The following is a 22444-nucleotide window of genomic DNA, read 5'->3' as shown; positions in this document are numbered from 1 at the left end:
GTGATGGATACTCCCGATGCTCCCGCGGTCACAGACACGCCGGCAGAGCTCAGTCAACGGCTCGCAGTCCTCCTGGGGCAGATTTCCCAGGGCGACCGGGCAGCCTTTGCGGAGTTTTACCAGCTGACGTCCCGCCGGGTTTATGGCATGGCGCACAGGGTCCTGATCGATGCCGAACTCAGCGAAGACACCACCCAGGAAGTCTTCCTGCAGGTCTGGCAGAACGCGGGCCGTTTCGATCCCGCTGCCGGCAGCCCGCTTTCCTGGCTCATGACCATTTCCCACCGGCGCGCCGTGGACAGGGTCCGGTCCGCACAGTCGGCCACGGACCGGGAAGCCCGTTACGGGGCCAGCACCCAGGACATCGACCACGACACCGTCTCCGACGAAGTGGGCAGCAGGCTCGAAGCCGAGGCCGTGGTCCGGTGCCTCGGAACGCTGACTGAGACGCAACAGGAATCTGTCCGCCTGGCCTACTACGGCGGCCTGACGTACCGGGAAGTCGCCGAACGGCTGAACGCTGCAGTTCCCACCGTGAAGTCCCGCATCCGCGACGGACTGATCCGCTTGAAGACTTGTTTGGGGGTGAGTTGATATGACAGAAATGAACCATGGACGGGCAGGCCGCTCCGGTGCCTTCGGCGATACCGTCGCCGCTGACCTGGCTTCCGGCCGCGCCGTTGACCTGGCCGAGCTGTATGCCCTGGATGCAATAACGGACGAGGAACGCCGCTCCATCGAGGAGTACCTTGCAACGGCACCCGCAGCCGAACGCGCCTCATTTTTCGAACGCGTACGCCAGTCCAGGGAAACGCTTACCCGGACGTTCAGGGTGGAGGAGGAGCCACCGGCCGGTCTTTTCGACCGGATCGCGGCCCAGTTACCGGCCCAACTGCCGTCACAAGCCCCCGGCCCCGAGCCGGCCGCGGCAGATCCTTCCCCCTCCTCGTTGCCGGCGCAAAAGGACCCGTTCCTGGACGGCCCCGGCGACGAGCTCGCCAAGGCCCGGCAGCGCCGGGAGGAACGGCGGCGTCCGGCCGGAACCCGCCGCTGGCTGGCGGGTATCGCGGCCGCGGCGGCGATCGCCCTGGGCGGTGTCGGCGTCGGATCCTATATTGCGGACCAGAACAACCCGCTGAACCAGGTGATCCGCGCCGATGACGTCCGCGAAGCCTCAGTACCGGTGGCCGCCGGCGGCACCGCCACGGTCCTGGTCTCATCCTCCAAGGACGCCCTGGTGGTCAAGATGAACGGTGTTCCGGCCCCGCCCGAAGGCAAGGTCTACCAGATGTGGCTGATCCCGAAGGACGGGTCGGCACCGGTCTCGCAGGGCCTGATGGACGCCGAGGCACTGTCCAAGCCTGCCGTGGTGGAGGGCATCGCCTCTGCCGCCTCGCTGGGGATCACGGTGGAGCCCGTTGGCGGATCCAAGTCACCCACGCTGCCCACCGTCGCCGCTGCTCCGCTCGGCGCATAGCCGCAGACGGCGCGCCGCGGACGGTCAGCATGGACCAAGGGACGCCCCGCGGTCTTCCGGAAGGAAGGCCGCGGGGCGTCGTCGTTGGCAACCGGTTCAGAAACCGGCGATAGTTCCCGGCCCGTTGACCGCTACCACATGGAACGCTTCGGCACTGTGGCCCGCCGGCAGTCCGGCACGTTCCGCATTGACGTGCATGCCCCTGCGCACTGCTGCCTCCATGGCCTCCACGTCGGGATGCTGGCTGACGTGGACGTGGATGGCTTTCAGTTTGGCCTCCACGTGCCCTGTCACGTCAACAAAGTGGTTTTCCCGCTCATCCGGCCCGGCGTACAGCCAGAGCCAGGGAAGTTTGTACGCCGCCAGCCCGGCTTCGGCCAGCTCCGGATAGGCGAACGGGTTTTCCAGCGCCGGGTAGACGGCCCGGGTCACGGCCTCCCCCACCGCCAAATGGTCCGGATGGCTCTTCTGGATCCGGCGCCAGTTCCGTTCCGGATGCATGGCCAGTACGACGTCGGGACGCAGTTCGCGGATGAGCTTCACCACCCCGCGCATCACCTCATGTGAGGGTTCGAGGTAGCCGTCACGCTGATGGAGGTAGTGGATGTCCGATACTCCCACCAGCTCGGCGGCCCGGCGCTGCTCGGCGTCGCGCATGGCGATAATGTCCGCCCGGTGGGCCGGATCAAAGCCGCCAGCGTCGCCGTCGGTCATGATGCAGTAACTGACCTGGACACCGGCCGCGGTCCAGGCGGCAATAGTGCCGGCAGCGCCGAAGTCGATGTCGTCCGGGTGGGCCGCAAAACAGAGCACCCGTCCAATCCGGTCCCTGGCCGGATTGAACGGGCTCTGCGCCTGGCTGGCTGAGTCAGTCAATAATCAGCCTTTACGCTTCTTGATCTCTGCGGTGGCCTGCGGAAGGACGTCGAAGAGGTCCCCGACGATGCCGAAGTCCGCAATCTCGAAGACGGGTGACTCGGCGTCCTTGTTCACCGCCACGATGACCTTTGCGGTCTGCATGCCGGCCTTTTGCTGGATGGCGCCGGAGATGCCTGCGGAGATGTAAAGCTGGGGGGACACGGTTTTACCCGTCTGGCCCACCTGGGCATCGTGGCTGATCCAGCCGGCGTCGGTAGCTGCGCGGGATGCTCCCACGGCCGCTCCGAGGGCATCAGCGAGGTCCTCGACGGGTCCGAAGTCGCCGTCCAGGCCGCGGCCGCCTGCCACCACGATGCGGGCGTCGGTGAGGTCCGGGCGGCCACTGGCCACCTTCTGCTCGCGGGCCGTGATCCGGGCGGCGGCAGCAGTGCTGCCGGCCGGAACCTCAACGGTAACGGTTTCCGGCGTACCGGCCGCGGCAGCCGGCTCGGGGGTCACATTGTTGGCCTTGACGGTCAACACCGAAACGGGAGTGCTGGCCTTGCAGGCGGTGTTGTAGGAACCGGCAAGGACGGACTTGTGCGCAGTCCCGTCAGCGTCCACGCCCACGACGTCGGTAATCACGCCGGCGTTGAGGCGGATGCCGAGCCGGGCGGCGATCTCCTTGCCCTCCGGTGAGTTGTCGAGCAGGATGATCGTGGCCCCGGCGCTCTGCGCAGCAGCCGCGAGGTACGCGGCCTTGGGCGCCACGAGGTAGTCGTCCAGGTCCTGTGCGGAGGGGCGGAAAACCGTGCTGACACCGTATTCAGCGAAGGCGGTGGACACGTCCCCGTGCAGTTCGCCGTTGAGTGCCACAACGCTCTCGCCGAGGGACCGGGCCAGGGTCAGCAGCTCGAGGCTGCTCTTCTTGAGCGCAGTGCCGGGGTTGTCAATAAAAACAAGTACTTTTGCCATGTCGGTGATCCCTCTTAGAGCAGCTTCTGGGCGGCCAGGAAGTCAACCAGCTTGATGCCGGCGTCGCCTTCGTCGGTGATGATGGTGCCGGCGGTGCGCGGCGGCCGCTCCTCCGCACTGGCCACGGTGGTCCAGGAACCGGAGTGCCCCACCTGGGCGGCGTCCACTCCAATGTCGGCCAAGGACAGGGTGGTGATGCTCTTACGCTTGGCGGCGATGATGCCCTTGAAGTTGGGGTACCGGGGCTCGTTGATCTGGTCGGTCACGGACACCACAGCGGGCAGGGCGGCTTCCACCGTTTCCGAGGTTGTGTCCGCATCCCGGCGTGCCACAAGCCGCCCGCCGTCCACGTCGAGGGAAGAAGCGAACGTGACCTGGGGAAGGCCAAGGCGCTCGGCCAGCTGCGCGGGCACCAGGGAGGTTTCGCCGTCGGTAGAGGCCATGCCGGTGATGATCAGGTCCACCGGTCCGTCCTGGCCCAGGCGCTGGACAGCAGCAGCCAGCGCCAGTGAAGTAGCGGCGGCGTCGGAGCCTGCCAAAGCCTCATCCGTCAGGTGCACACCCTCGGTGGCGCCCATCTGCAGGGACTTCTTCACGGCGTTGACTGCGCCGGCAGGTCCCATGCTCAGGGCGATGACCTGGTTGCCTGCCTTGCTGCCGCCCCGCGCCTCGGCCAGCTGCAGTGCGGCCTCCAGCGCGTATTCGTCCAGCTCGGACAGGATGCTTTCGTCACGGTCCGTCGTGTAGCGCTCCCCGTTGAGGTGACGGTCGAACTGGGCGTCCGGTACATGCTTGACCAGGACGATGATCTTCAATGTCTTCTCCACTGTATCGACAGCAGCCTTCCATGCTTGTGGACAGCCAGCCGGGTAAGGTCATGGCCGCGGGATGCCCGGCGTACGGGTAGCTCCTAGCTAACCATATCGACGCCGGGCTCCGCCCTCTTCCATTACGCCAGTGTCAGCACTTTTACGACGGCGGCGGAGACCACGACGGCGGCGCCCCCGCCCAAGGTGGGGGCACCGCCGTCGAGCCTTCCTTAAGGTGTCTGCCGGAGTGCGGCGGGCTGCTAGCTTGCGGTGCCGAGCGTGACGTCGAGGGTTTGTTCGGCGCCGTTGCGCAGGACGGTGATCCTGACGCTGGAGCCGGCGGACTGTTCCCGGACGGCGGCCGTCAGCTGCTCGGGTTCGCCGATGGCGAGGTCGTTGAATTTCGTGATCACGTCGCCTACTTTGATCCCTGCCTTCCCGGCCGCCGAGTTTGCTTCCACGGTGGCTACTTCCGCACCGACCGAGAATTCGGAGGCGGCGCTGGAGGCGGTCTTCTTCTTGACGCTGACGCCGAGCTGGGCGTGCGAGGCCTTACCGGTGTCGATGATTTCCTGGGCCACCCGCTTGGCGTGGTTGATGGGGATGCTGAAACCCACACCAATGTTGCCGCTGGATGAAGACGAGGAACCCGATCCGGCAGAGGCGATAGCCACGTTGACGCCGATGATCTCGCCGCTGCTGTTCACCAGGGCACCGCCGGAGTTGCCCGGGTTGATGGCGGCGTCGGTCTGGATGACGTTGATGGCAATTTCGCCCTGGCCGGTGGTCTGCTGGCTCTGGCCGCCGCCCGGCGGGGCGAACTGGAATCCGCCCTCGTCGTCACCCTCTGCGTTGTCGCCCTCTTCAGGGGCAGCGGCGGAGGCAACGCTGATGGTCCTGTTGAGCGTGGAGACGATACCGTCCGTGACGGTGCCGGTCAGGCCCAGCGGCGAACCGATGGCAATCGCGGTGTCCCCTACGTTGAGCTTCCCGGAGTCACCGAGGGTGGCAGGCGTGAGGCCGGAGGCGTTGTCCACTTTAATCACCGCAAGGTCGGACAACGGGTCGGTGCCCACCAGCTTGGCGGAGAGGACTCTTCCGTCGCTGGTCCGGACTTCGAGGGAGGCGTTGGCTGTCTGGCCATCCAGCGTGACCACGTGCGTGTTGGTGAGGATATGTCCCTGATCGTCGAGGACGATGCCGGACCCGGTGCCGCCGGAGCTGCCGCTGGTGGCGCTGATGGTCACCACGCTGGGCGAGGCCTTCACGGCAGCCGCGGTGATGGCGTTGACGTTGTCCTTATTATTGACGATGACCGTACCGGGCTGGCTGTTGCTGCTGGTGATAGCGGTGGAGCCTGCATTGTCGAACAGTTCGCCGGAGCCAACGGTGCCTACTGCCCCGCCCACCAGGCCGGCCGCGAGGATACTGGCTACCAGGGTGCCGACGCCGAACGACGCCTTCCTGCGCGGAGCGTCCTTGGGATTGTGGGCAAGGCCTACCGGGGCGCCAGCCGCTGCATGCTGAGCGTTGTTCTGGCCCTGGCCGTAATAGCCATAGTGGCCCTGTGGTTGGCCATTTCCCTGGGGCTGGCCGCCCTGCTCTTCGGAGGCGGACTGTCCGTAGAACGGCTGGTGCTGGGGATACGGCTGGCGCTGCGGGTAGGCCGGGCGCGCTCCGGGCAGTTCCTGCGTGGGGTTCTGCGGCTCGAGCCGTTCAGTAGGGTACGGATGCGGACCAGGTGCTTCACTGGCCGCGGCTGCCGCCCTGTTCGAGGCTCCCGCGCCGTCCGCATCGTGAACCTCAGGATTGTTCCCGGGCTGGGCGGACTGCTGCTGCTGCTGCCAGGGATCCTGCCGGCCCGGACCGCGGTTCTCAGGTGCGGCACCGGGGGTTTGGTTCTCAGTCATGGGACTTCCTTTCATCCTCGTCTGAATTAACTATGGACTCCCTCCCTGTATCAAGCTCGGATGTTTGCTGAGAGCTTGCTGAATCCCTTTTGCGGAGGTTTTCCTGGGCCTGGCCGCCGTTTCGCTGGTGGCATATTCAGCTCAATGGACGGCCTGTGGGGTGCACCATAGAATCAAGATGATTGCCACAGCGACCTGCGGCTTTACACATGCGTGGGGGCGCTGCTGCATTCTGAGACGACCGGTTCGTCCCGAATCGGTGTCAGGCGTGCTGAAGGGTTGCACATGCGGTCAAAGTTCAAACGTATTCTCGCCGTGATCGGCCTTGCCGGGCTGCTGGCGGTACCCGCCGGCGCGGCCTGGGCCGAGGATCCGGTCACGTTGGATCCCACAACGAAAATAGTGGATCCTTCGGGAGTATTGGGTTCGCAAAAGGCTGACGTACAGGAAGCCATCAAGAAGCTTGGGACGGACCACGCCACTGTGCTGCACGTCGTCATCGTCAAGAAATTCGAGAACCCCACCGATCGTGAAGCCTGGACGGACGCTGTTGCCCAAAAAGCCAGTCTCGGTTCCAATGCCCTGATTCTCGCGGTTGCCACCGATACCAGGCAGTACATCCTCAATAAGGGCGGCAGCAAGATCACCAACGCCCAGATCGAAAACATCAAGAGCAAAGCCATTGGGCCGCAGTTGGCCAACAACAACTACGCGCAGGCTGCAATCAACGCTGCAGGCGCGATCGGTGACGCAGCTGGCGGCGGCAGCGGCAACGTCCCCTCGGACGGGAGCGCCGGAGCCGCTGTCCTGGTCGGCACTGGGGTAGTCGCTGCAGGCGGCGCGGGTGCGTACCTGTACTTCCGCAACCGGCGGAAGAAGGCTGCCGCAGGCCAGTCCTCCAGCGCAAGCTACGGCCCGCAGGGCGGCCAGGTGGATCCGCTGGCGTCCCTCAGCGTGGAGGAGCTGCGCCGTAAGAGCGGTTCGCTCCTCATCGAGGCGGACGACGCGATCAAGTCCAGCGAACAGGAATTGATGTTCGCCCAGGCACAATACGGCGATTCGGCCGTCGGCAACTTCACCAAGGCTCTTGAGGAAGCCAAGGGCCATATGACGGAATCGTTCAAGCTGCAGCAGCAGCTGGACGACCACATCCCGGATACCGAGGAGCAGCAGCGCAGCTGGCTGGGCGAAATTATCCGCCGCTCGGAAGCCGCCCTGGCCTCGCTCCAGGAGCAGAAGGCAGACTTTGATTCTTTGCGCGAACTGGAGAAGAACGCACCGCAGGCCCTGGCACGCGTCAACGCCGGCGCCCATGAAGCAGACGCCAAGATCTCCAGCGCCGAACAGTCCCTCACCACGTTGCGCGCCAGGTACGCGGACAGTGCGCTTGCACAGGTCTCGGACAACATCCTCCAGGCCAAGGAGCGGCTGGCGTTCGTCCAGAACGCCTCAGCCACGGCTCAGCAGAAGCTCGGCGAGGGTGAAGCAAGTATGGCTGCAGTCGCAGTCCGGGCAGCAGAAGAAAGCCTGCACCAGACGAACGTACTCCTTGATGCCATTTCCAAGGTCTCGTCGAACCTTGATGAGGCTCGCAACAGCCTTGAGGCTGCAGTGGTGGACACCTCCCAGGACCTCGCCCAGGCACGTGCCATGATCCAGTCCGGCGCGCATCCCGAGCTCGCAGGTCCCGTGGCTGGCGTGGAAGCCGCGCTTACGCAGGTGAAGGCAGAGATCCAGGGCGGAAAGATTGATCCCATCGCAACGCTGCAGCGGGTGGAAACCGCCCACCAGTCGCTGGACCAGTCCCTGAGTGGAATCCGGGACCAGCAGGAGCAGGCACGCCGGGCGCAGGCGTCGCTGCAGCAGACCATTATGTCGGCCCAGGCCCAAATCAGTGCCACTTCCGACTACATCACCGCACGCCGCGGCGGCGTGGGAACAGAGGCCCGCACCCGCCTGGCGGAGTCGCAGCGCAACCTGGATTACGCACTGTCCATCGCGCGCACAGACCCTGTTACGGCCCTGACCTACGCGCAGCAGGCCCACGCCCTCGCCGCCCAGGCAGCCCAACTGGCCCAGGCCGACGTCGACCACTTCGACGGCTACGCCAACCAGGGCTACGGCCGGGGTGGAATGTTCGGCGGCGGAGGCGGCGGCGGGCTCGGCGGCGCCATCCTCGGCGGCATCCTGATCAACTCCATCCTCAACGGCGGCGGTGGCGGAGGCTGGGGCGGTGGCGGCGGCAACGACGGCGGCGGTTGGGGCGGCGGTGACTTCGGCGGCGGAGACATGGGCGGTGGCTGGGGTGGGGACTCCGGCGGCGGCGGAGATTTCTAGTTCCGATAGACAACTCGCGGCCCGCAGGCCAAGGACCGGCCAGCGGAAAGATGCAACAACACAACTGTCACTGATTTCAGTGCTCACTACAGAGCAGGACGAAAGGTAAAACCATGGTTAAACAGTCCATTTTCGGCCGTATCGCACAGCTGGCAAAGGCGAACATCAACACCCTGCTGGACAACGCTGAGGATCCGCAGAAGATGCTGGACCAGATGGTCCGGGATTACACCAACAACATTGCCGAAGCGGAGTCCGCCGTTGCGCAGACCATCGGCAACCTCCGGATGCTCGAGGACGACTACAACGAGGACGTCAAGAACTCCCGTGACTGGGGCAACAAGGCCCTTGCCGCGTCGCGCAAGGCCGACGAGTACCGCGGAAGCGGCAACGTTTCGGACGCCGAGAAGTTCGACAACCTGGCCAAGGTGGCCCTGCAGCGCCAGATTTCGGCCGAGAATGAGGCCAAGGGGGCAGAACCGGCCATCACGTCCCAGCGTGAAGTGGTGGACAAGCTGAAGACCGGCCTGGACCAGATGAAGGGCAAGCTGAACCAGCTGACCAGCAAGCGCAACGAGTTGGTCGCCCGCTCCAAGACCGCTGCAGCACAGTCCCAGGTCCACGATGCCATCAAGAGCATCGACATCATGGACCCCACCAGCGAGGTGGGGCGCTTCGAGGAAAAGATCCGCCGCGAGGAGGCCAAGGTCCGCGGGCAGCAGGAACTCACCGAGTCCAGCCTGGACGCGCAGTTCAACCAGCTGGAGGACCTCGGCGAGCAGGTGGAGATCGAGGCACGCCTCGCGGCACTGAAATCGGGCGGCACCGCAAAGCCTGCGATCGGCGCAGGCGGCAATGCAGGCGCTGAATCAACTGTGAACGAAGCCGATTTCGACAAGCTCTGACAGTCACCGGGGAACTTCCTCCCCGGGACCACAGATGAAAGGCCGGGGCCGTTGCCCCGGCCTTTCTGGTGCCGCCTGTGTGTAGCGTGGAGGGATGGCTTCCTTCGACGCAACATCCCTCGTCTGGCTGCGCGATGACCTTCGCCTGGACGACAACCCGGCGCTGTCTGAAGCGGCAGCGCTCGGCCTGCCGCTGACCGTCGTCTATGTCCTGGACGAGGAGTCTGCCGGCATCCGGCCGCTGGGCGGAGCAACCCGATGGTGGCTGCATCATTCCCTTTCCGTGCTCGGAGCATCCCTGGAAGCGAGCGGCTCACGCCTGCTCCTTCGCCGCGGACCGGCCGCGGATGTCATCAAGGGCCTCGCCACCGAAACCGCCGCGAAGCATCTGTTCTGGAACCGGCGTTACGCGCTGCCGGAGCGGACGTTGGATGCCGTGGTCAAGGAATGGGCCGGCAACAATGACGTCCAGGCCTCAAGCTATCAGGCAAATCTGCTGTTTGAGCCGTGGACGGTCCGCACCGGGGCCGGCGGCCCCTACAAGGTCTATACGCCCTTCTGGCGGGCGTGCCTGGCCGGGGCTGATGTGCGCGACCCGCTGGAACGGCCCCGGCAGCTGCCACCGCCCGCCAATGCGACGGGAGGAGGGCTGCCAGCAGGCGAAGACCTGGAGAGCTGGAACCTCCTTCCGCACTCCCCCGACTGGAGCGGCGGCCTGGCTCAAACGTGGGAGCCGGGTGAGGAAGGCGCCAGGCACCGCCTCGATGGCTTCCTGGACGGCCCCGCCGACGAGTACGGAACCGGCCGCAACGTGCCGGGGGTGGAAGGAACCAGCCGCCTGTCGCCGCACCTGCGCTTCGGCGAGATCAGTCCCTTCCGGGTGTGGCGGGAGATCCGCCGGCACTTCCCGCACCAGGTACCGGCCGACGTCGGGATCTTCCGGTCTGAGCTTGGCTGGCGGGAATTCTGCTGGCACCTGCTGTATACCAACCCAGAGCTGGCCACCCGGAACTACCGGCCCGAGTTCGACCGGTTCGAGTGGCAGTCGCTCAACCGGAACGAGCTAAGGGCCTGGCAGCAGGGCCGCACGGGGTACCCGTTTGTCGACGCCGGCATGCGGCAGCTGTGGCAGACAGGCTGGATGCACAACCGGGTGCGCATGGCGGCGGCGTCCTTCCTGGTCAAGAATCTCCTGGCGGACTGGCGCATCGGCGAGGAGTGGTTCTGGGACACCCTCGTTGACGCGGATGCCGCCAGCAACCCGGCCAACTGGCAGTGGGTGGCGGGATCCGGAGCGGACGCCTCCCCCTACTACCGGATCTTCAACCCTGTGACGCAGAGCAGGAAGTTCGATTCAGCCGGCCGGTACCTGCGCAGGTTTGTTCCGGAACTCGCGGACCTCGATGCGAAGGCTATCCACGAACCGTGGAAAGCAGGGGACGTGCCCGGCTACCCGGTTCCGCTGGTGGGGTTGCCCGAGTCCCGCGAGCGGGCGCTCGAGGCCTACGCCAGGCTCAAGGACTGAACGGCCGCGACTCCCCGCAGGCGGGCCGCCACAGCTGTCCTATAGCGGCTCTCCTTTAGCGGCTGACCTTGCCCATCAGGGACGCAATCGGCCGCAGGAAGATGGGGCGGGCCAGGAACCATGCGGCTGCCATGACCACTACGGAGGCGAGGAACACCCAGAAGCCGAACCAGCCGTCGTCGTCCCGTACGCCGTACATGTGGTTGAGGTTGCGCAGGGCACCGGTGGCAAGCACCAGGAAGACGTGCACCACAATAAAGGCCACAAAGTAGATCATCACCGGGAGGTGGATGGCGCGGGCCAGTTCAATCGGATAGGCCTTGTTGAGGCTGGCCGCCTTTTTGGGCCAGGCGGAGGACATGCGCAGGCCGGTGATGAAAGCCAGCGGCGCCGCGATGAAAACCGTGATGAAGTACGTGAGGAGCTGGAGGGCGTTGTAGTTAATCCAGCCGTTCTCCGTGGGCCAGTCCAGTGACGCGTACTGGAGGGCGGCCGAGAGCGCATTCGGGATAACGTCCCAGCTGGTGGGGACGATCCGCATCCACTGCCCCGTGGCGAACAGCAGGACGGCGAACACCAAACCGTTGAGGATCCATAGCGCGTCCAGCGTGAGGTGGAACCAGAGCTCGAGGCTGATCTTGGTGGGCGCGGTTTTGGTTTTGATCAGTCCCTTGTTGTTCCGGGTCCAGTGGCCACTGGGGCGGGTGGTGGTGCGCACCTGCCAGCCGGTCCGGATGATGAGCAGCAGGAAGAATGCATTCAGGAAGTGCTGCCAGGCCAACCAGGCCGGGAACCCTTCCGGTGCCCCAGCCGGAAGCTCAGAATGGCCCGGATTATCAACGACGAAGGAAGCGACGGCGGGTAGCCCCACCAGCCACTTGGCGATCAGCACCACCAGGACCAGCGCCACGAGGACGGCGGGCACACCCCAATAGAGACGGGACCGCTTGCCCGCAGCAGTGCCGGGCTTCTTCGTGGGTGTGGACATCGAGCAACATTCCTCTCGAGAATGACGTGGTGCTCACGATCTGTGAGGCTCTGCGAAAGAGAATACTAGGAACTGGCAGCATTCTAGGAAAAAAGAAGACCCCGCCCGGCTTGTCTGCCGGTCGGGGTCTTCACATAAGTTGCGGGGACAGGATTTGAACCTGTGACCTCTGGGTTATGAGCCCAGCGAGCTACCGAACTGCTCCACCCCGCGTCGCAGAATCAACACTACCCTATTTCGGCGGCAGGTTTTTCCACCCGCCGTTTTCCGGGGTTCTTGCCACCCTGGCCTCCCCCGGGAACGCCCCTTCATCTACCGCAGCTTTCCCCGGAACGCCCGTCACTTCCCGAGGGGGTTCGACGGCGGCGCTGCCGCTCTGCGTGCAGGAGGGTTCTCCGCCGGAGGCGCGAAAGGTGATAGCGCGTTGCGGGACTTGATGCAGAAGGTGATGGCGCGTCTCCCACCACCGGGGTCGCGTGCTTAAACCAAAAGGTCCGGACACTGTTTCCAGTATCCGGACCTTTCTCCAGTTGCGGGGACAGGATTTGAACCTGTGACCTCTGGGTTATGAGCCCAGCGAGCTACCGAACTGCTCCACCCCGCGTCGCAAGAACAACTCTACCGGGAGGTGAACAACAGGCCAAATCGGGAGGGCGTGATCTCCGTCTCGCCAGCCCGGCACCCGCTCGGGATGGAACGGGTGCCGGCTGCCGCCGTCGTGATTAGACAGCGCGCATCAGCTGCTCGGCGAGGGCGAAGGCGTGGCCTCGGTGGTTGCCGAGGACGCCGGAGCCGGGGTGGCCTCGGGAGCCGCCACCGGGATCTTCGCCTCCGCTTGAACCGCCTTATCCAGAGCTGCCGAAAGCCGCTTCTGCGCCTCGCCGTAGGCGGCGAAATCGCCGCCGGCCAGTGCTGCCTGGCCGGCCTTGATCGCGGCGTTGGCCTCGTCCAGGGCCGCCTTCAGTTCAGCTTTGGCGTCCGCTCCTGCCGGGGTGGAAGGTGCACCCGGCTGAGCAGGCGTCTGGCCATTGTTGTCCGAGTCGCCGGCTGCGGCGCCGGAATCTCCGCCGAAGAGCTGTTTCAGGGCCTCGTCCAGGGTTGGGGCAAAACCTACCTTGTCCCCGAAGGCCACCAGGACGCGCTGCAAGGTGGGGTAGGACGTCTCACCGGTGGACTTCAGGTAGACCGGCTGGACGTAGAGGATGCCGCCGCCGACAGGAAGCGTCAGCAGGTTGCCGTTGAGCACGTCAGAGGCGCCCTGGCGGAGCAGGTTGAGGGCCTGGGACACGGTGGGATCAGAGTTGAACTTATTCTGTGCCTGGCCGGGTCCGGGGACCTGGATCTCCGGCGGGATCTGCAGCAGCCTCAGCTTGCCGTAACTGTCGGCTTTGACGCCCGCCTGGTTGCCGGCGTCCGAGTCTGCAGCCAGGAACCCGTAAAGGACGTTGCGGGCGTTTCCGTTGACGATCTGCGGTATGTACGAGGACGTCAGCTGGAAGGCAGGCCGCTCCTGGTCCGGCATCTGCAGCGACATGTAGAACGGCGGCTGCTTAACGTCGGTGTCCACGGTGGGATCCGCCGGCACGCTCCAGGCATCATTGGTCTTGTAGAAGCTGGAGGGGTCCGTGACGTGGTATTGGCCGAGGAGCTGGCGCTGGACCTTGAACAGGTCCTCGGGGTACCGGACGTGGCTCATAACGTCGCCGGACATTTCCGAGAACGGCTTCAGCGATGAGGGGAACACCTTCTGCCAGGACTTCAGCAGCGGGTCCTGGTCATCCCAGGCGTACAGGGTGACCGAACCGTCGTAGGCATCCACCGTGGCTTTGACCGAGTTCCGGATGTAGTTGACCGTGCTGTTGGGCAGGGCCACGGCGCGTCCCGAGGTGGTCTGGGTGTCCGCGGTGGCGTTGGAAAGCTGTTCCTGCTGTGAGTAGGGGTAGTACTGGCTGGTGGTGTAGCCGTCCACGATCCACTTCACGCGCCCGTCCACCACAGCCGGATAGGCGTTGCCGTCCACTGTCAGGTAGGGGGCAACCTTCTCCACGCGCTCACGGGGGCTGCGGTCGTACAGGATCTGGGACTCCGGGTTGACGCCGTCAGAGAGCAGCAGGTCCGAGGACTGGAACTTGATGGAGTACAGCACCCGGTTGAAGAAAGTTCCAACGTTGGGTCCGCCGTTGCCTTCGAAGGTGTACTGGGTCTCCCCCTCGCCTTCGCGGCCGGAGGGCCTGTCCTGCTCGCGGGCAGGGGCACCATCTGGTGCGCCCACGATGGAGTACTCCGGCGAGGACTCGCCGAAGTAGATGCGCGGCTGGTACGTCGAATCATTGCCCAGCACGCCCGTTGACGGAATGCCCGACTGCAGGAAGTCCGGCTTTCCGTCCACCGTGAACTTGTTGCCCTTCGCTGCCACCACACCGTAACCGTGGGTGTACACCACATGTTGGTTCAGCCAGCCCTGCTGGTTGGTGACCACGTTGGTGGGATTCAGCTCACGGACAGCGATCACGGTGTCCTGGATCTTGCCGTCCACTTCGTAGCGGTCCACGTTAAGGGCTTCCGGGAACTGGTAATACGGCCGGTACTGTTCCAGCTGCGAGAACGCGTCCGAGATCAGGTTGGGATCCAGCAGGCGGATGTTTGCCGTGGTCTGGGCGTCCGGGGCGAGGGCTCCGGTGCTGGCGGTGTTGGTGGCGTCATAGCGGTTCACCTGGATGGCATCGAGTCCATAGGCTTTGCGCGTGTTGTCGATGTTGCGCTGGATGAATTCCTTTTCCAGCGTCTCTTCCGACGGGCGCACCTGGAACTGCTGGATCACCCAGGGGTAGACACCGCCCGCCAGGATGGACGTGATGACCAGCATCGCGGTTCCGATGACCGGCAGGCGCCAGCGGCCGATGACCGCCGCCACGATGAACAGGATGGCAACCAGCGCGGCTGCCACGGCCAGGATGGCCTTGGTGGGGATGACGGCGTTGACGTCGGTGTAGAGCGCTCCGGCCCAGCGGCCGCCGTTACTTTGCACTGCAGAGTATCGGTCAAGCCAGAAGTTGATGCCCAGGAGAACCAGGAAGGCAGCGCCCGTGACGGCGATGTGGATCTGGGCGGCACGGCTGGTGAAGACGCCCCGCTCCATCAGCCTGATGCTGCCGTAGAGGTAATGGGTGAGGATTCCGGCGATTCCGGCAATGACCACCACGCTGATCAGGAACCCGGTGATGAAACCGAGGAACGGCAGGGTCATCAGGTAGAAGCTGATGTCCAGGTGGAATTGCGGGTCCTGTTCGCCGAAGGGCTCCTGGTTGAAGAAGAGGAGGACCTTCTGCCACTGGCTGGCGGCGGCGCTGCCGGCGAAGAGTCCGAAGAGGACCGGCAGGCCCACCATCACCACGCGGCGGACGGGTTCCAGCTGCGCCTGGTAACGGTTGAGGTTGTCCCGGATCTCAGAGTCCGGCGCGTATACCGGACGGGACTGGTATGCGATGCGGATGGCGAAGAAGACCGCCAGGAACATCAGGGCGAATCCGGCCGCGAAGATGCCGATCCTGGCCAGGTTCTCGGTGACGAACACTTCGATGAAGCCGAGCTGGCGGTACCAGAGGACATCGGTCCAGACGTTAGCGAAGAAGATGAAGCCCACAACCACCAGGGCAACAACGATCAGGGTGGGCGTCAGCGCGCCGCGCCTTGAAGGGGGTTTACCTGTGGACATGGTGCTGGCGGGTCGGGACAAACTCGGTACCTCATAGCTGGTCGGTCAGATGATTCGAAGCGTGCGTGCGAGCGACGTCCTTACCGGTCAAACGCTGGTTCAGCCGTCATAATTGCCACGAGTGGCGGTAGAGCTTAGTTCCTGCACAGTCTAGTTGGTTGTACACGCCGGGAGGCCGGACGTGTCCTGGCCGGAGCCGGCAAGTTCGACGGCGTCCCTCGCCTCTGCGAGGTTCTCAACCTTGACCACCTGCAGGCCGTCCGGAACATGCCCCACCACTTCCCCGCAGTTCGCAGCGGGGGCAAGGAACAGTGTGGCTCCCCCGGCGCGTGCCCCCTGCATCTTCTGCCCGATGCCGCCGATGGGTCCGACAGTGCCGTCCGGGGAGATGGTTCCCGTCCCGGCAAAGTGCTTTCCGCCGGTGAGGTCACCCGGGGTGACGGTGTCGATAATGCCGAGCGAGAACATGAGTCCGGCGCTGGGGCCGACCACCTTGTCCAAGGCAATCTGCACGTGGAAGGGGAAGGTGAACCGGTACTTGAGCATCACGCCAAGGATGAACCGGCCCGCCCCGTTGTCCTTGGGAGCGATCTCCGTTGAAACCATCTGGCCGTCCCGTTCCACCACCACGGTGGCGGGAGCACCTTTTCCTGCCGCCAGTTCTCCCTGAATCACGCTGAGGGAGGTGATCTCCTTGCCGTTGATCGTCCTCAGGATGTCCCCCGGCTCGATCTTCCCGGCGGCGGCGGAACTGTCTGACAAGCCTGCAGCCTGCAGCTGCTGCCCAAACGGAATGTCCAGTTCCTTCAAAGCTGAAGCCACCGCGTTTTCCTGGGAAGTGGCCATGGCTTCCGTGCCCTGCTCATTGGCCTCCTCCTTGGTGGTACCAGCAGGGTAGATCAGCTCTTCCGGGTACACCGCTTTCGAACGGTCAAGCCACGCAGAGAAAGCCCCCAGGATGCTTACGGGCCCGCTGGGGCCGCCGTCGACGTAGACGGTGGTCAGATCAAGGTTTCCCGCCGCCGGATACGTTTCCTGGCCGGTGACGCTGATGACCGGGCTTCCCTGGCTCTGGCCCAGGGTGTTGAAGGTGGGGCCGGGCGATTCAATGACATAGGGCACCGGCAGGGTGCCCGCCGCGATTCCCAGCCCAAGGGCAGCCATGCCGGCCACCATCATGGCGGAGACCTTGGGATTTCGGCGGCCTGGTTCGGTGAGTCCCGTTTCCGTTGGCGGAGCCCATGGGCCGGCTGGCGCGCTGACGGGTTCACGGCCGGCGCCAGGCTCTACTGTTTCCTCAGGCCAGGGGCGGGACTGGAGCTCGGCAGCGTGGTCCTCTGAAGGGTGGCTGCCACGGGTTGTAGTCACTGAACCAACACTACGCGGTGCCCGGCTGCTCCAGTTCTTTGCCCACAGCGAACGGTAACGAAGTGCGGCAGACAGCCGACCGGGACCGGGGTAGCGTGAAGGTTGAGCACCAGTCACACCGACGATCGGCGGGATCATGACCTCCAACCCACTTAATCCGTCTAACGGCGACGATACCCCCAAGGACCCGTTGACCGAGATGCTGCAAAACCTGATGGGCGGCAAGGGGATGGAGAATTTCGACCCGGCCGAACTCGCCAAGGCAGCCGGCCTTCCCAACGACCCGAATCTGCTGGCCCAGATGTTCTCCCAGGTGCAGGCCATGATGAGCGCACCGTCCGAGGGGCCAGTGAACTGGCAGCTTGCCCACGAGAACGCCCGACGCGTTGCAGCGGCGAGTGCCGATCCGTCGGTTACCTCGCAGCAGTCCCGCGAAGTGGACGAGGCCCTGCGGCTCGCCGAACTGTGGCTCGATCCCGTCACAGACCTTCCCGCTACGGGCCTGATCGGCCGGGCATGGTCCCGTGCGGAATGGGTCGAGGCCACGCTGGGCACCTGGAAGCGGCTCACCGAGCCGGTGGCGAACAGCATCGCCAATGCGCTGTCCTCTGCCATGACCGAGCAGATGCCCGAAGAGATGAAGTCGATGATGGGCGGGGCCTCGTCCATGCTCCAGAACATGGGCGGTGCCATCTTCGGCATGCAGCTGGGACAAGCCATCGGCGCCCTTTCCCAGGACGTGGTCAGTTCCACCGACATCGGCGTACCCCTGGCCGACCTTGAAATGGCCCTGCTGCCCGTCAACATCACCGCCTTCGGGGAAGGGCTCTCCTTGCCCGAAAACGACATCCGGCTCTTCCTCGCCGTCCGGGAAGCTGCCCACGCAAGGCTGTTCGTGCAGGTCCCGTGGCTGCGCGGCCACCTGCTGGGCGCCATCGAGGCCTACGCCCGTGGCATCCACATCGACACCTCCCGCATTGAAGAGCTGGCCCGGGACCTGGACCCCAGCAATCCCGAGGGCATCCAGGAAGCCCTGTCGCAGGGCGTGTTTATGCCCCAGCGGACTCCTGCGCAGGACCAGGCACTGGAGAAACTCGAGACGGCGCTGGCCCTCGTGGAAGGCTGGGTGGACGAGCTCACGGCCGCGGCCACGGAGAAGCTGCTGCCCTCCGCCGGCGCGCTGCGGGAAACAGTGCGGCGCCGCCGGGCCACTGGCGGGCCCGCGGAGCACGCCTTCGCTGCCCTGGTGGGGCTCGAGCTTCGCCCCCGCCGCCTGCGGGACGCCGCAACCCTCTGGGCCACCTTGAAGGAAGAGCGCGGCATCGAGGGCCGCGACGCGATCTGGCACCACCCCGATCTCCTGCCCACCGCCGAGGACCTGGACGATCCAAAGGGTTTCAGCGGACGCCGCAAGCTGGCCGAGGCAAGTGACAGCGAAGTGGACGACGCCCTGCAGAAGCTCCTGAGCGGCGGGTTTGACGAGTCCCCGTCGGCCGGGACGGAAGAGGCCGACGGCGGGACGGCCGGCGGCGGGACGGCCGGCGGCGGCCAGGCTGACGGAAACCAGAGCCAGGACGACCAGAAGGGCGAGGACGGCGGGCCGAAAAGCTAAGCCGGCCTAGTCGGCGTCGCCGGGCCAGCTTTCGCCGTGCCAGTTTTCGTCGGGCCAGTTTTCGTCGGGCCAGGGTTCCTGCCCTGGCCGGGCGGTGTGCGGCACATCGGGTGCTCCGGCGTCCTTGAGACCGCGCGCCATGGCGAAGGACACACCTTCCAGGAAGGCCTTCGCGCGCGCCGTCTCGGGGTAGGCCTCAAGCAGCTTCCAGAAGGCAGCGTTGTGCCCTGCCACCAGGAGGTGAGCCAGCTCGTGCAGCAGCACGTAGTCGATGACCCACTGGGGCATGGGACGAAGCTTGTCAGAGAGGCGAATGGTGCCTTCGGCCGGGGTGGCCGAACCCCAGCGCGAGTTCTGGTTACTGACCCAGCGAACTGACGCAGGCCTCGAACGCCCGCCGAGGTACCGTTCGGACAGCTGGGCGGCGTGGGCGGCCAGGGCGGCGTCAGAGGCTGGCCGCTTCCGGCCGGAAGCGGTGCGGCGTTCCCCCTGCTTGTGCAGCTTGGCGAGCATCCGCTGGACCCATTCCTTTTCCTGGGCGGCGGTGAACCGTGCCGGGATGGCCACCACGGCCGTCCCGTTCTCCCAGAAAGCGGCAACGGTCCGTGTTCGGCGGGCGGAGCGGCGGACCTCGACGGGAGCGCCGTCCGCTGTGGTGATCATAGCGAGGTGCTTTCCAGCAGGACCCGGAGGACGTCTTCGCCGTAGCGTTCCAGCTTGGACGGTCCCACTCCGGCAAGCGCGGCAAGTTCCTCCAGTGAGGAAGGCTTGGCCTCGGCAATCGCTGTAAGCGTGGCGTCGGTGAACACCACAAAGGCAGGAACGTCGGCGGACAGGGCGGTCTCACGGCGCCACGTCCTGAGGGCCTCGAAAGTCTGTTCCTCATAGCTCGGCGGGCAGGAGTTGCAGCGCCCCACCTTGCGCTCCGCTCCCGTGCCGAGCATGCTCCCGCAAACCCTGCACACCGCCGGCGCAGCGGCCTTGCGGCGCGGCGCGGGCCCTTTACCGCGGGCGCTTGAGCTGGCCACCGAATCAGGGCGCAGCCCGTCCAGGAACCTGGACGGCTTGCGGTTGGCCCGGCCGCCCGGGGTCCGGGCCGTGGACCAGGAGAGTGAGAGGTGTTCGCGGGCACGGGTGATGCCTACGTACAGGAGCCGCCGTTCTTCATCGACGGATTCGGGCGAGTCTGCGAAGGAGATGGGCATCAACCCTTCGCTGAGCCCCACCAGGAACACCGCATCCCACTCCAGGCCTTTGGCCGCGTGCAGGGACGCCAGGGTGACGCCCTGCACCGTAGGCGCGTGCTGGGCCAGGGACCGCTCCTGAAGTTCGTTCACGAATTCAGCCAGGCCAAACTCCGGGCCGCGCGACTGGACGAGTTCGTCGGCCAGGGCCACCAGCGCCGCCAGGGATTCCCAGCGTTCGCGCAGTGCGCCGCCGTTGTGGGGTGGTGCGTCGGTGTAACCAAGGGAAGCCACGATGTCGCGCACAAGCTGGCCAAGGGGTTCCGGCGATTCCGCCGAGACTGCCCGGGTGGCGGCGCGCAGCTGAAGGATGGCGTCGCGGACCTCCTTGCGGGCGAAGAACCGCTCTCCCCCGCGCAGCTGATAGCCGATGCCTGCGGCGGCAAGGGCCTGTTCGTAGGCTTCGGACTGGCCGTTGGTGCGGAAGAGGACGGCCACCTCGCTGGCCGGTGTGCCGGCATCGAGCAGTGCTTTGATCTTTTGCGCCACGGTGGCAGCTTCCGCTTCATCGTCCGAGCACTCGGTGAACTGCGGAACGGGCCCGCCGGGGCGCTGCGCCACCAGCTGCAGCGGTGCGGCCCAGGCGGCGTCAGCAACGGGACCGCCGCTGCGCCTGCCGGCCAGGAGATCGTTGGCGAGCTTCACCACTTGGGGCGTGGAGCGGTAGTCCCTGACCAGCTTCACCACGTTGGCCTGCGGGTAGCGGGCTTTGAACTCCAGGAGGTGCTTCGGGGAGGCGCCGGTAAACGAGTAGATGGTCTGGCTGGCATCTCCGACGACGCACAGCTCGTCCCGGCCGCCCAGCCACAGTTCAAGGAGCCGCTGCTGCAGCGGGGAGACGTCCTGGTACTCGTCCACCACAAAGTGCCGGTACTGCTCGCGGACGGTGGCAGCCACCTTCTCGTCCTCCTGCAGGATGCCCACCGTAATCAGCAGGACGTCCTCGAAGTCGATGACGTTGCGGTCCGTCTTGACGTCTTCGTAGGACTGGAAGACCCTGGCCACCGCCGTGAGGTCGAAGCCGCCGGGCGTTCCCCGGTCCTGCGCGTTCTCGAGGTAGTTGGCAGGGGTCAGCATGGACACTTTGGCCCATTCGATTTCGGAAGCAAGATCGCGGATGGACGCCCTGTCCGTGCTCAACCGCAGCCGCCGGGCAGCTTCGGCGATCATCTGGGCCTTGTGGTCCAGCAGGTTGGGCAGCGTCCCGCCCACCGCCTGCGGCCAGAAGAACTGCAGTTGGCGCAGCGCCGCGGCATGGAAGGTGCGGGCCTGGACGTTGCCGGCCCCGAGGTCACGCAGCCGGCTCCGCATCTCAGCCGCCGCCCGGGCCGTGAAGGTCACGGCCAGCAGGCGCTGGGGTGTGTAGACCCCCGAATGGACTCCGTAGGCGATGCGGTGGGTGATGGCGCGGGTCTTGCCGGTGCCGGCACCCGCAAGGACGCACAGGGGCCCGTTGAGGGTGCTGGCCACCTCGCGCTGCTCGGCGTCCAGGCCGCCAAGGATACGGTCCTCCAGGGATGCTGCGCCGTCAAAATTCTGTGTAGTCACTTTGCTGCTTTTTCGTCTCGACTACCGCGTGCTGGAGTCTGATGGATAAGTAAAGCTTCAGGCCCCTGCCCGGTCCTGAATCCGTCCGCCGAACCAGTGCTCTATCAGGGAACGGGCGATCGACAACCGGCTGGAGATGGTGATCTCGCCGGCGCTCACGGCTTCCTGGAGTTCCTCCCGGCTGAACCAGCGGGCCCTGGTGACCTCCACGCCGTCGGGCGTTGCCTCGGCGTCTTCGGTGACAGCGGTAAATCCAAGCATAAGGGAGGCCGGGAAAGGCCACGACTGCGAGCCAAGGTACTGGCAGGCAGTTACCCTGACCCCTACTTCCTCATAAATTTCCCGGACTACGGCCTGTTCCAGGGACTCCCCCGGTTCCACAAATCCGGCGAGGGTGGAGTAGTTCTTTGCATCACGCGCCCCGCCGCCGCCCAGGAGCAGGCGGCCGTCCGGACCTACGACGGTGACGATGATGGCGGGGTCGGTGCGCGGGTAGTGTTCAGAGGAATCTGCCGGGCAGCGCCGCACCCAGCCCCCGGCTTCAATGTCCGTGGGCGATCCGCAGCGCGGGCAGTGCGTATGGGAGTCGTGCCAGTTGGCGATGGCGCTGGCTTCGACGAAAAGTGCTGTATGCGTGGGGGTGAGCCCGGCGGCAACCTCCCGGAACCCGGCCCAGACAGCATCCCCCGGAATGCCGGCCGTCCCGGGCTCCACCGCCTCGGGCAGCACGAACAGCAGCAGCTCGGTGCCAGGGGGGAGGTCCGAATCCGGCAGGGCGGAGCCCAGGTAGACCGTCAGCCGGGGCGCTGCATCCGCAGCGGCAAGGGCGGCGTGCAGTTCGCGGGCTTTTGACAGGTACAGGCCGCCGTTGTGGATCAGCCCCTGCCGGCCGGAGAGGAGAACCGCCATGGTGTCCGCCCCGGCGAGCAACTCCTCCACCATTCCCGGCTTCGCCCGTGCCACGGAACCGCGGTCAACCAGCGCGGGCGGCACGGGGAGGACCGTCTCCATCAGGTGGTTCGCCGGCAGCCGGACAGCGTTGCCCTGGTGGACCGGTGTTACAGACTCCGCATGGCTCATGTGTCCACCGTACTGACTGGGACCGACAAATTGATATTTGGCGGGCGCGCCAGCCGCTTCCGGCTGCCTGTCCTCCCCTGTTTTGGACTCTAT

At 65.6% G+C, this 22444-nt stretch carries 16 protein-coding genes and 2 tRNA genes; 6 read left to right on the top strand and 12 right to left on the bottom strand.

Annotation, left to right across the window (positions count from 1 at the left end; all coding sequences use genetic code 11):
* Positions 1-3 precede the first annotated feature (3 nt).
* Both sigK and QF047_RS06350 read left to right on the top strand, forming a co-directional pair.
* Positions 4-594: an ECF RNA polymerase sigma factor SigK gene (gene sigK / locus QF047_RS06355; RefSeq protein ID WP_307281801.1), complete on the top strand. Its 591-nt coding sequence runs from the start codon at positions 4-6 to the stop codon at positions 592-594.
* Between the two features lies 1 nt (position 595).
* A complete protein-coding gene (locus tag QF047_RS06350; RefSeq protein ID WP_307274936.1) occupies positions 596-1477 on the top strand; it encodes an anti-sigma factor in 882 nt (293 codons plus the stop codon).
* Between the two features lie 96 nt (positions 1478-1573).
* On the opposite strand, the gene QF047_RS06345 is transcribed toward QF047_RS06350, so the two are convergent.
* The 4 genes from QF047_RS06345 to QF047_RS06330 form a co-directional block, all read right to left on the bottom strand.
* A complete protein-coding gene (locus QF047_RS06345) occupies positions 1574-2353 on the bottom strand; it encodes a PIG-L deacetylase family protein (RefSeq protein WP_306634506.1) in 780 nt (259 codons plus the stop codon).
* A 3-nt stretch (positions 2354-2356) separates the two neighbouring features.
* A complete protein-coding gene (locus QF047_RS06340) occupies positions 2357-3310 on the bottom strand; it encodes an electron transfer flavoprotein subunit alpha/FixB family protein (RefSeq protein WP_307274932.1) in 954 nt (317 codons plus the stop codon).
* Positions 3311-3324: 14 nt separating this feature from the next.
* Positions 3325-4125: an electron transfer flavoprotein subunit beta/FixA family protein gene (locus QF047_RS06335; RefSeq protein WP_306639114.1), complete on the bottom strand. Its 801-nt coding sequence runs from the start codon at positions 4123-4125 to the stop codon at positions 3325-3327.
* 254 nt (positions 4126-4379) lie between these two features.
* Positions 4380-6029 (bottom strand): S1C family serine protease, encoded by a 1650-nt coding sequence (locus QF047_RS06330; RefSeq protein ID WP_307274929.1) that lies wholly within the window; start codon positions 6027-6029, stop codon positions 4380-4382.
* Between the two features lie 285 nt (positions 6030-6314).
* Here QF047_RS06330 and QF047_RS06325 point away from each other — a divergent pair, with 285 nt between their 5' ends.
* The 3 genes from QF047_RS06325 (at position 6315) to QF047_RS06315 (ending at position 10796) form a co-directional block, all read left to right on the top strand.
* The gene (locus QF047_RS06325) at positions 6315-8366 is read left to right on the top strand and encodes a TPM domain-containing protein (RefSeq protein WP_307274927.1); all 2052 of its coding nucleotides are present in this window, start codon (positions 6315-6317) and stop codon (positions 8364-8366) included.
* A 113-nt stretch (positions 8367-8479) separates the two neighbouring features.
* Positions 8480-9271, top strand: coding sequence for a PspA/IM30 family protein (locus QF047_RS06320; protein WP_306634513.1), 792 nt, complete (start codon positions 8480-8482; stop codon positions 9269-9271).
* Positions 9272-9365: 94 nt separating this feature from the next.
* Entirely contained in the window at positions 9366-10796 is a 1431-nt protein-coding gene (locus QF047_RS06315) for a deoxyribodipyrimidine photo-lyase (protein WP_307274924.1), read from the top strand.
* Between the two features lie 55 nt (positions 10797-10851).
* On the opposite strand, the gene QF047_RS06310 is transcribed toward QF047_RS06315, so the two are convergent.
* From QF047_RS06310 to QF047_RS06290, 5 genes are all read right to left on the bottom strand, one after another.
* Positions 10852-11784, bottom strand: a complete 933-nt coding sequence (locus QF047_RS06310) for a cytochrome b/b6 domain-containing protein (protein ID WP_307274922.1) — start codon at positions 11782-11784, stop codon at positions 10852-10854.
* Between the two features lie 139 nt (positions 11785-11923).
* Positions 11924-11997: transfer RNA gene (locus QF047_RS06305), tRNA-Met, on the bottom strand.
* 317 nt (positions 11998-12314) lie between these two features.
* Positions 12315-12388 (bottom strand) — tRNA-Met (locus QF047_RS06300).
* A 132-nt stretch (positions 12389-12520) separates the two neighbouring features.
* The gene (locus tag QF047_RS06295) at positions 12521-15499 is read right to left on the bottom strand and encodes a UPF0182 family protein (protein WP_307281797.1); all 2979 of its coding nucleotides are present in this window, start codon (positions 15497-15499) and stop codon (positions 12521-12523) included.
* Between the two features lie 150 nt (positions 15500-15649).
* Complete coding sequence (locus QF047_RS06290) at positions 15650-16867, bottom strand: PDZ domain-containing protein (RefSeq protein ID WP_307274919.1); 1218 nt, start codon at positions 16865-16867, stop codon at positions 15650-15652.
* Between the two features lie 136 nt (positions 16868-17003).
* On the opposite strand from QF047_RS06290, the gene QF047_RS06285 reads away from it, so the two are divergent.
* Positions 17004-18479: a zinc-dependent metalloprotease gene (locus QF047_RS06285; protein WP_306634519.1), complete on the top strand. Its 1476-nt coding sequence runs from the start codon at positions 17004-17006 to the stop codon at positions 18477-18479.
* A 6-nt stretch (positions 18480-18485) separates the two neighbouring features.
* Here the strand turns inward: QF047_RS06285 and QF047_RS06280 are convergent, their stop codons facing one another.
* The 3 genes from QF047_RS06280 to nudC are packed head-to-tail and all read right to left on the bottom strand — an operon-like array spanning position 18486 to position 22351.
* On the bottom strand, positions 18486-19142 hold the full coding sequence (locus QF047_RS06280; RefSeq protein WP_306634520.1) for a M48 family metallopeptidase: 657 nt from the start codon (positions 19140-19142) through the stop codon (positions 18486-18488).
* The gene (locus QF047_RS06275; protein WP_306634521.1) at positions 19139-21271 is read right to left on the bottom strand and encodes an ATP-dependent DNA helicase UvrD2; all 2133 of its coding nucleotides are present in this window, start codon (positions 21269-21271) and stop codon (positions 19139-19141) included. Before QF047_RS06275 ends, QF047_RS06280 begins: the two co-directional genes overlap by 4 nt.
* A gap of 57 nt (positions 21272-21328) precedes the next feature.
* On the bottom strand, positions 21329-22351 hold the full coding sequence (gene nudC / locus QF047_RS06270; protein ID WP_306634522.1) for an NAD(+) diphosphatase: 1023 nt from the start codon (positions 22349-22351) through the stop codon (positions 21329-21331).
* Positions 22352-22444 lie beyond the last annotated feature (93 nt).

The organism is Arthrobacter sp. W4I7 (assembly GCF_030816215.1).
Lineage (GTDB): Bacteria > Actinomycetota > Actinomycetes > Actinomycetales > Micrococcaceae > Arthrobacter > Arthrobacter siccitolerans_A.
Note: the sequence above shows the minus strand (reverse complement) of the source record. Positions and strands in the feature narration are given on the sequence as shown.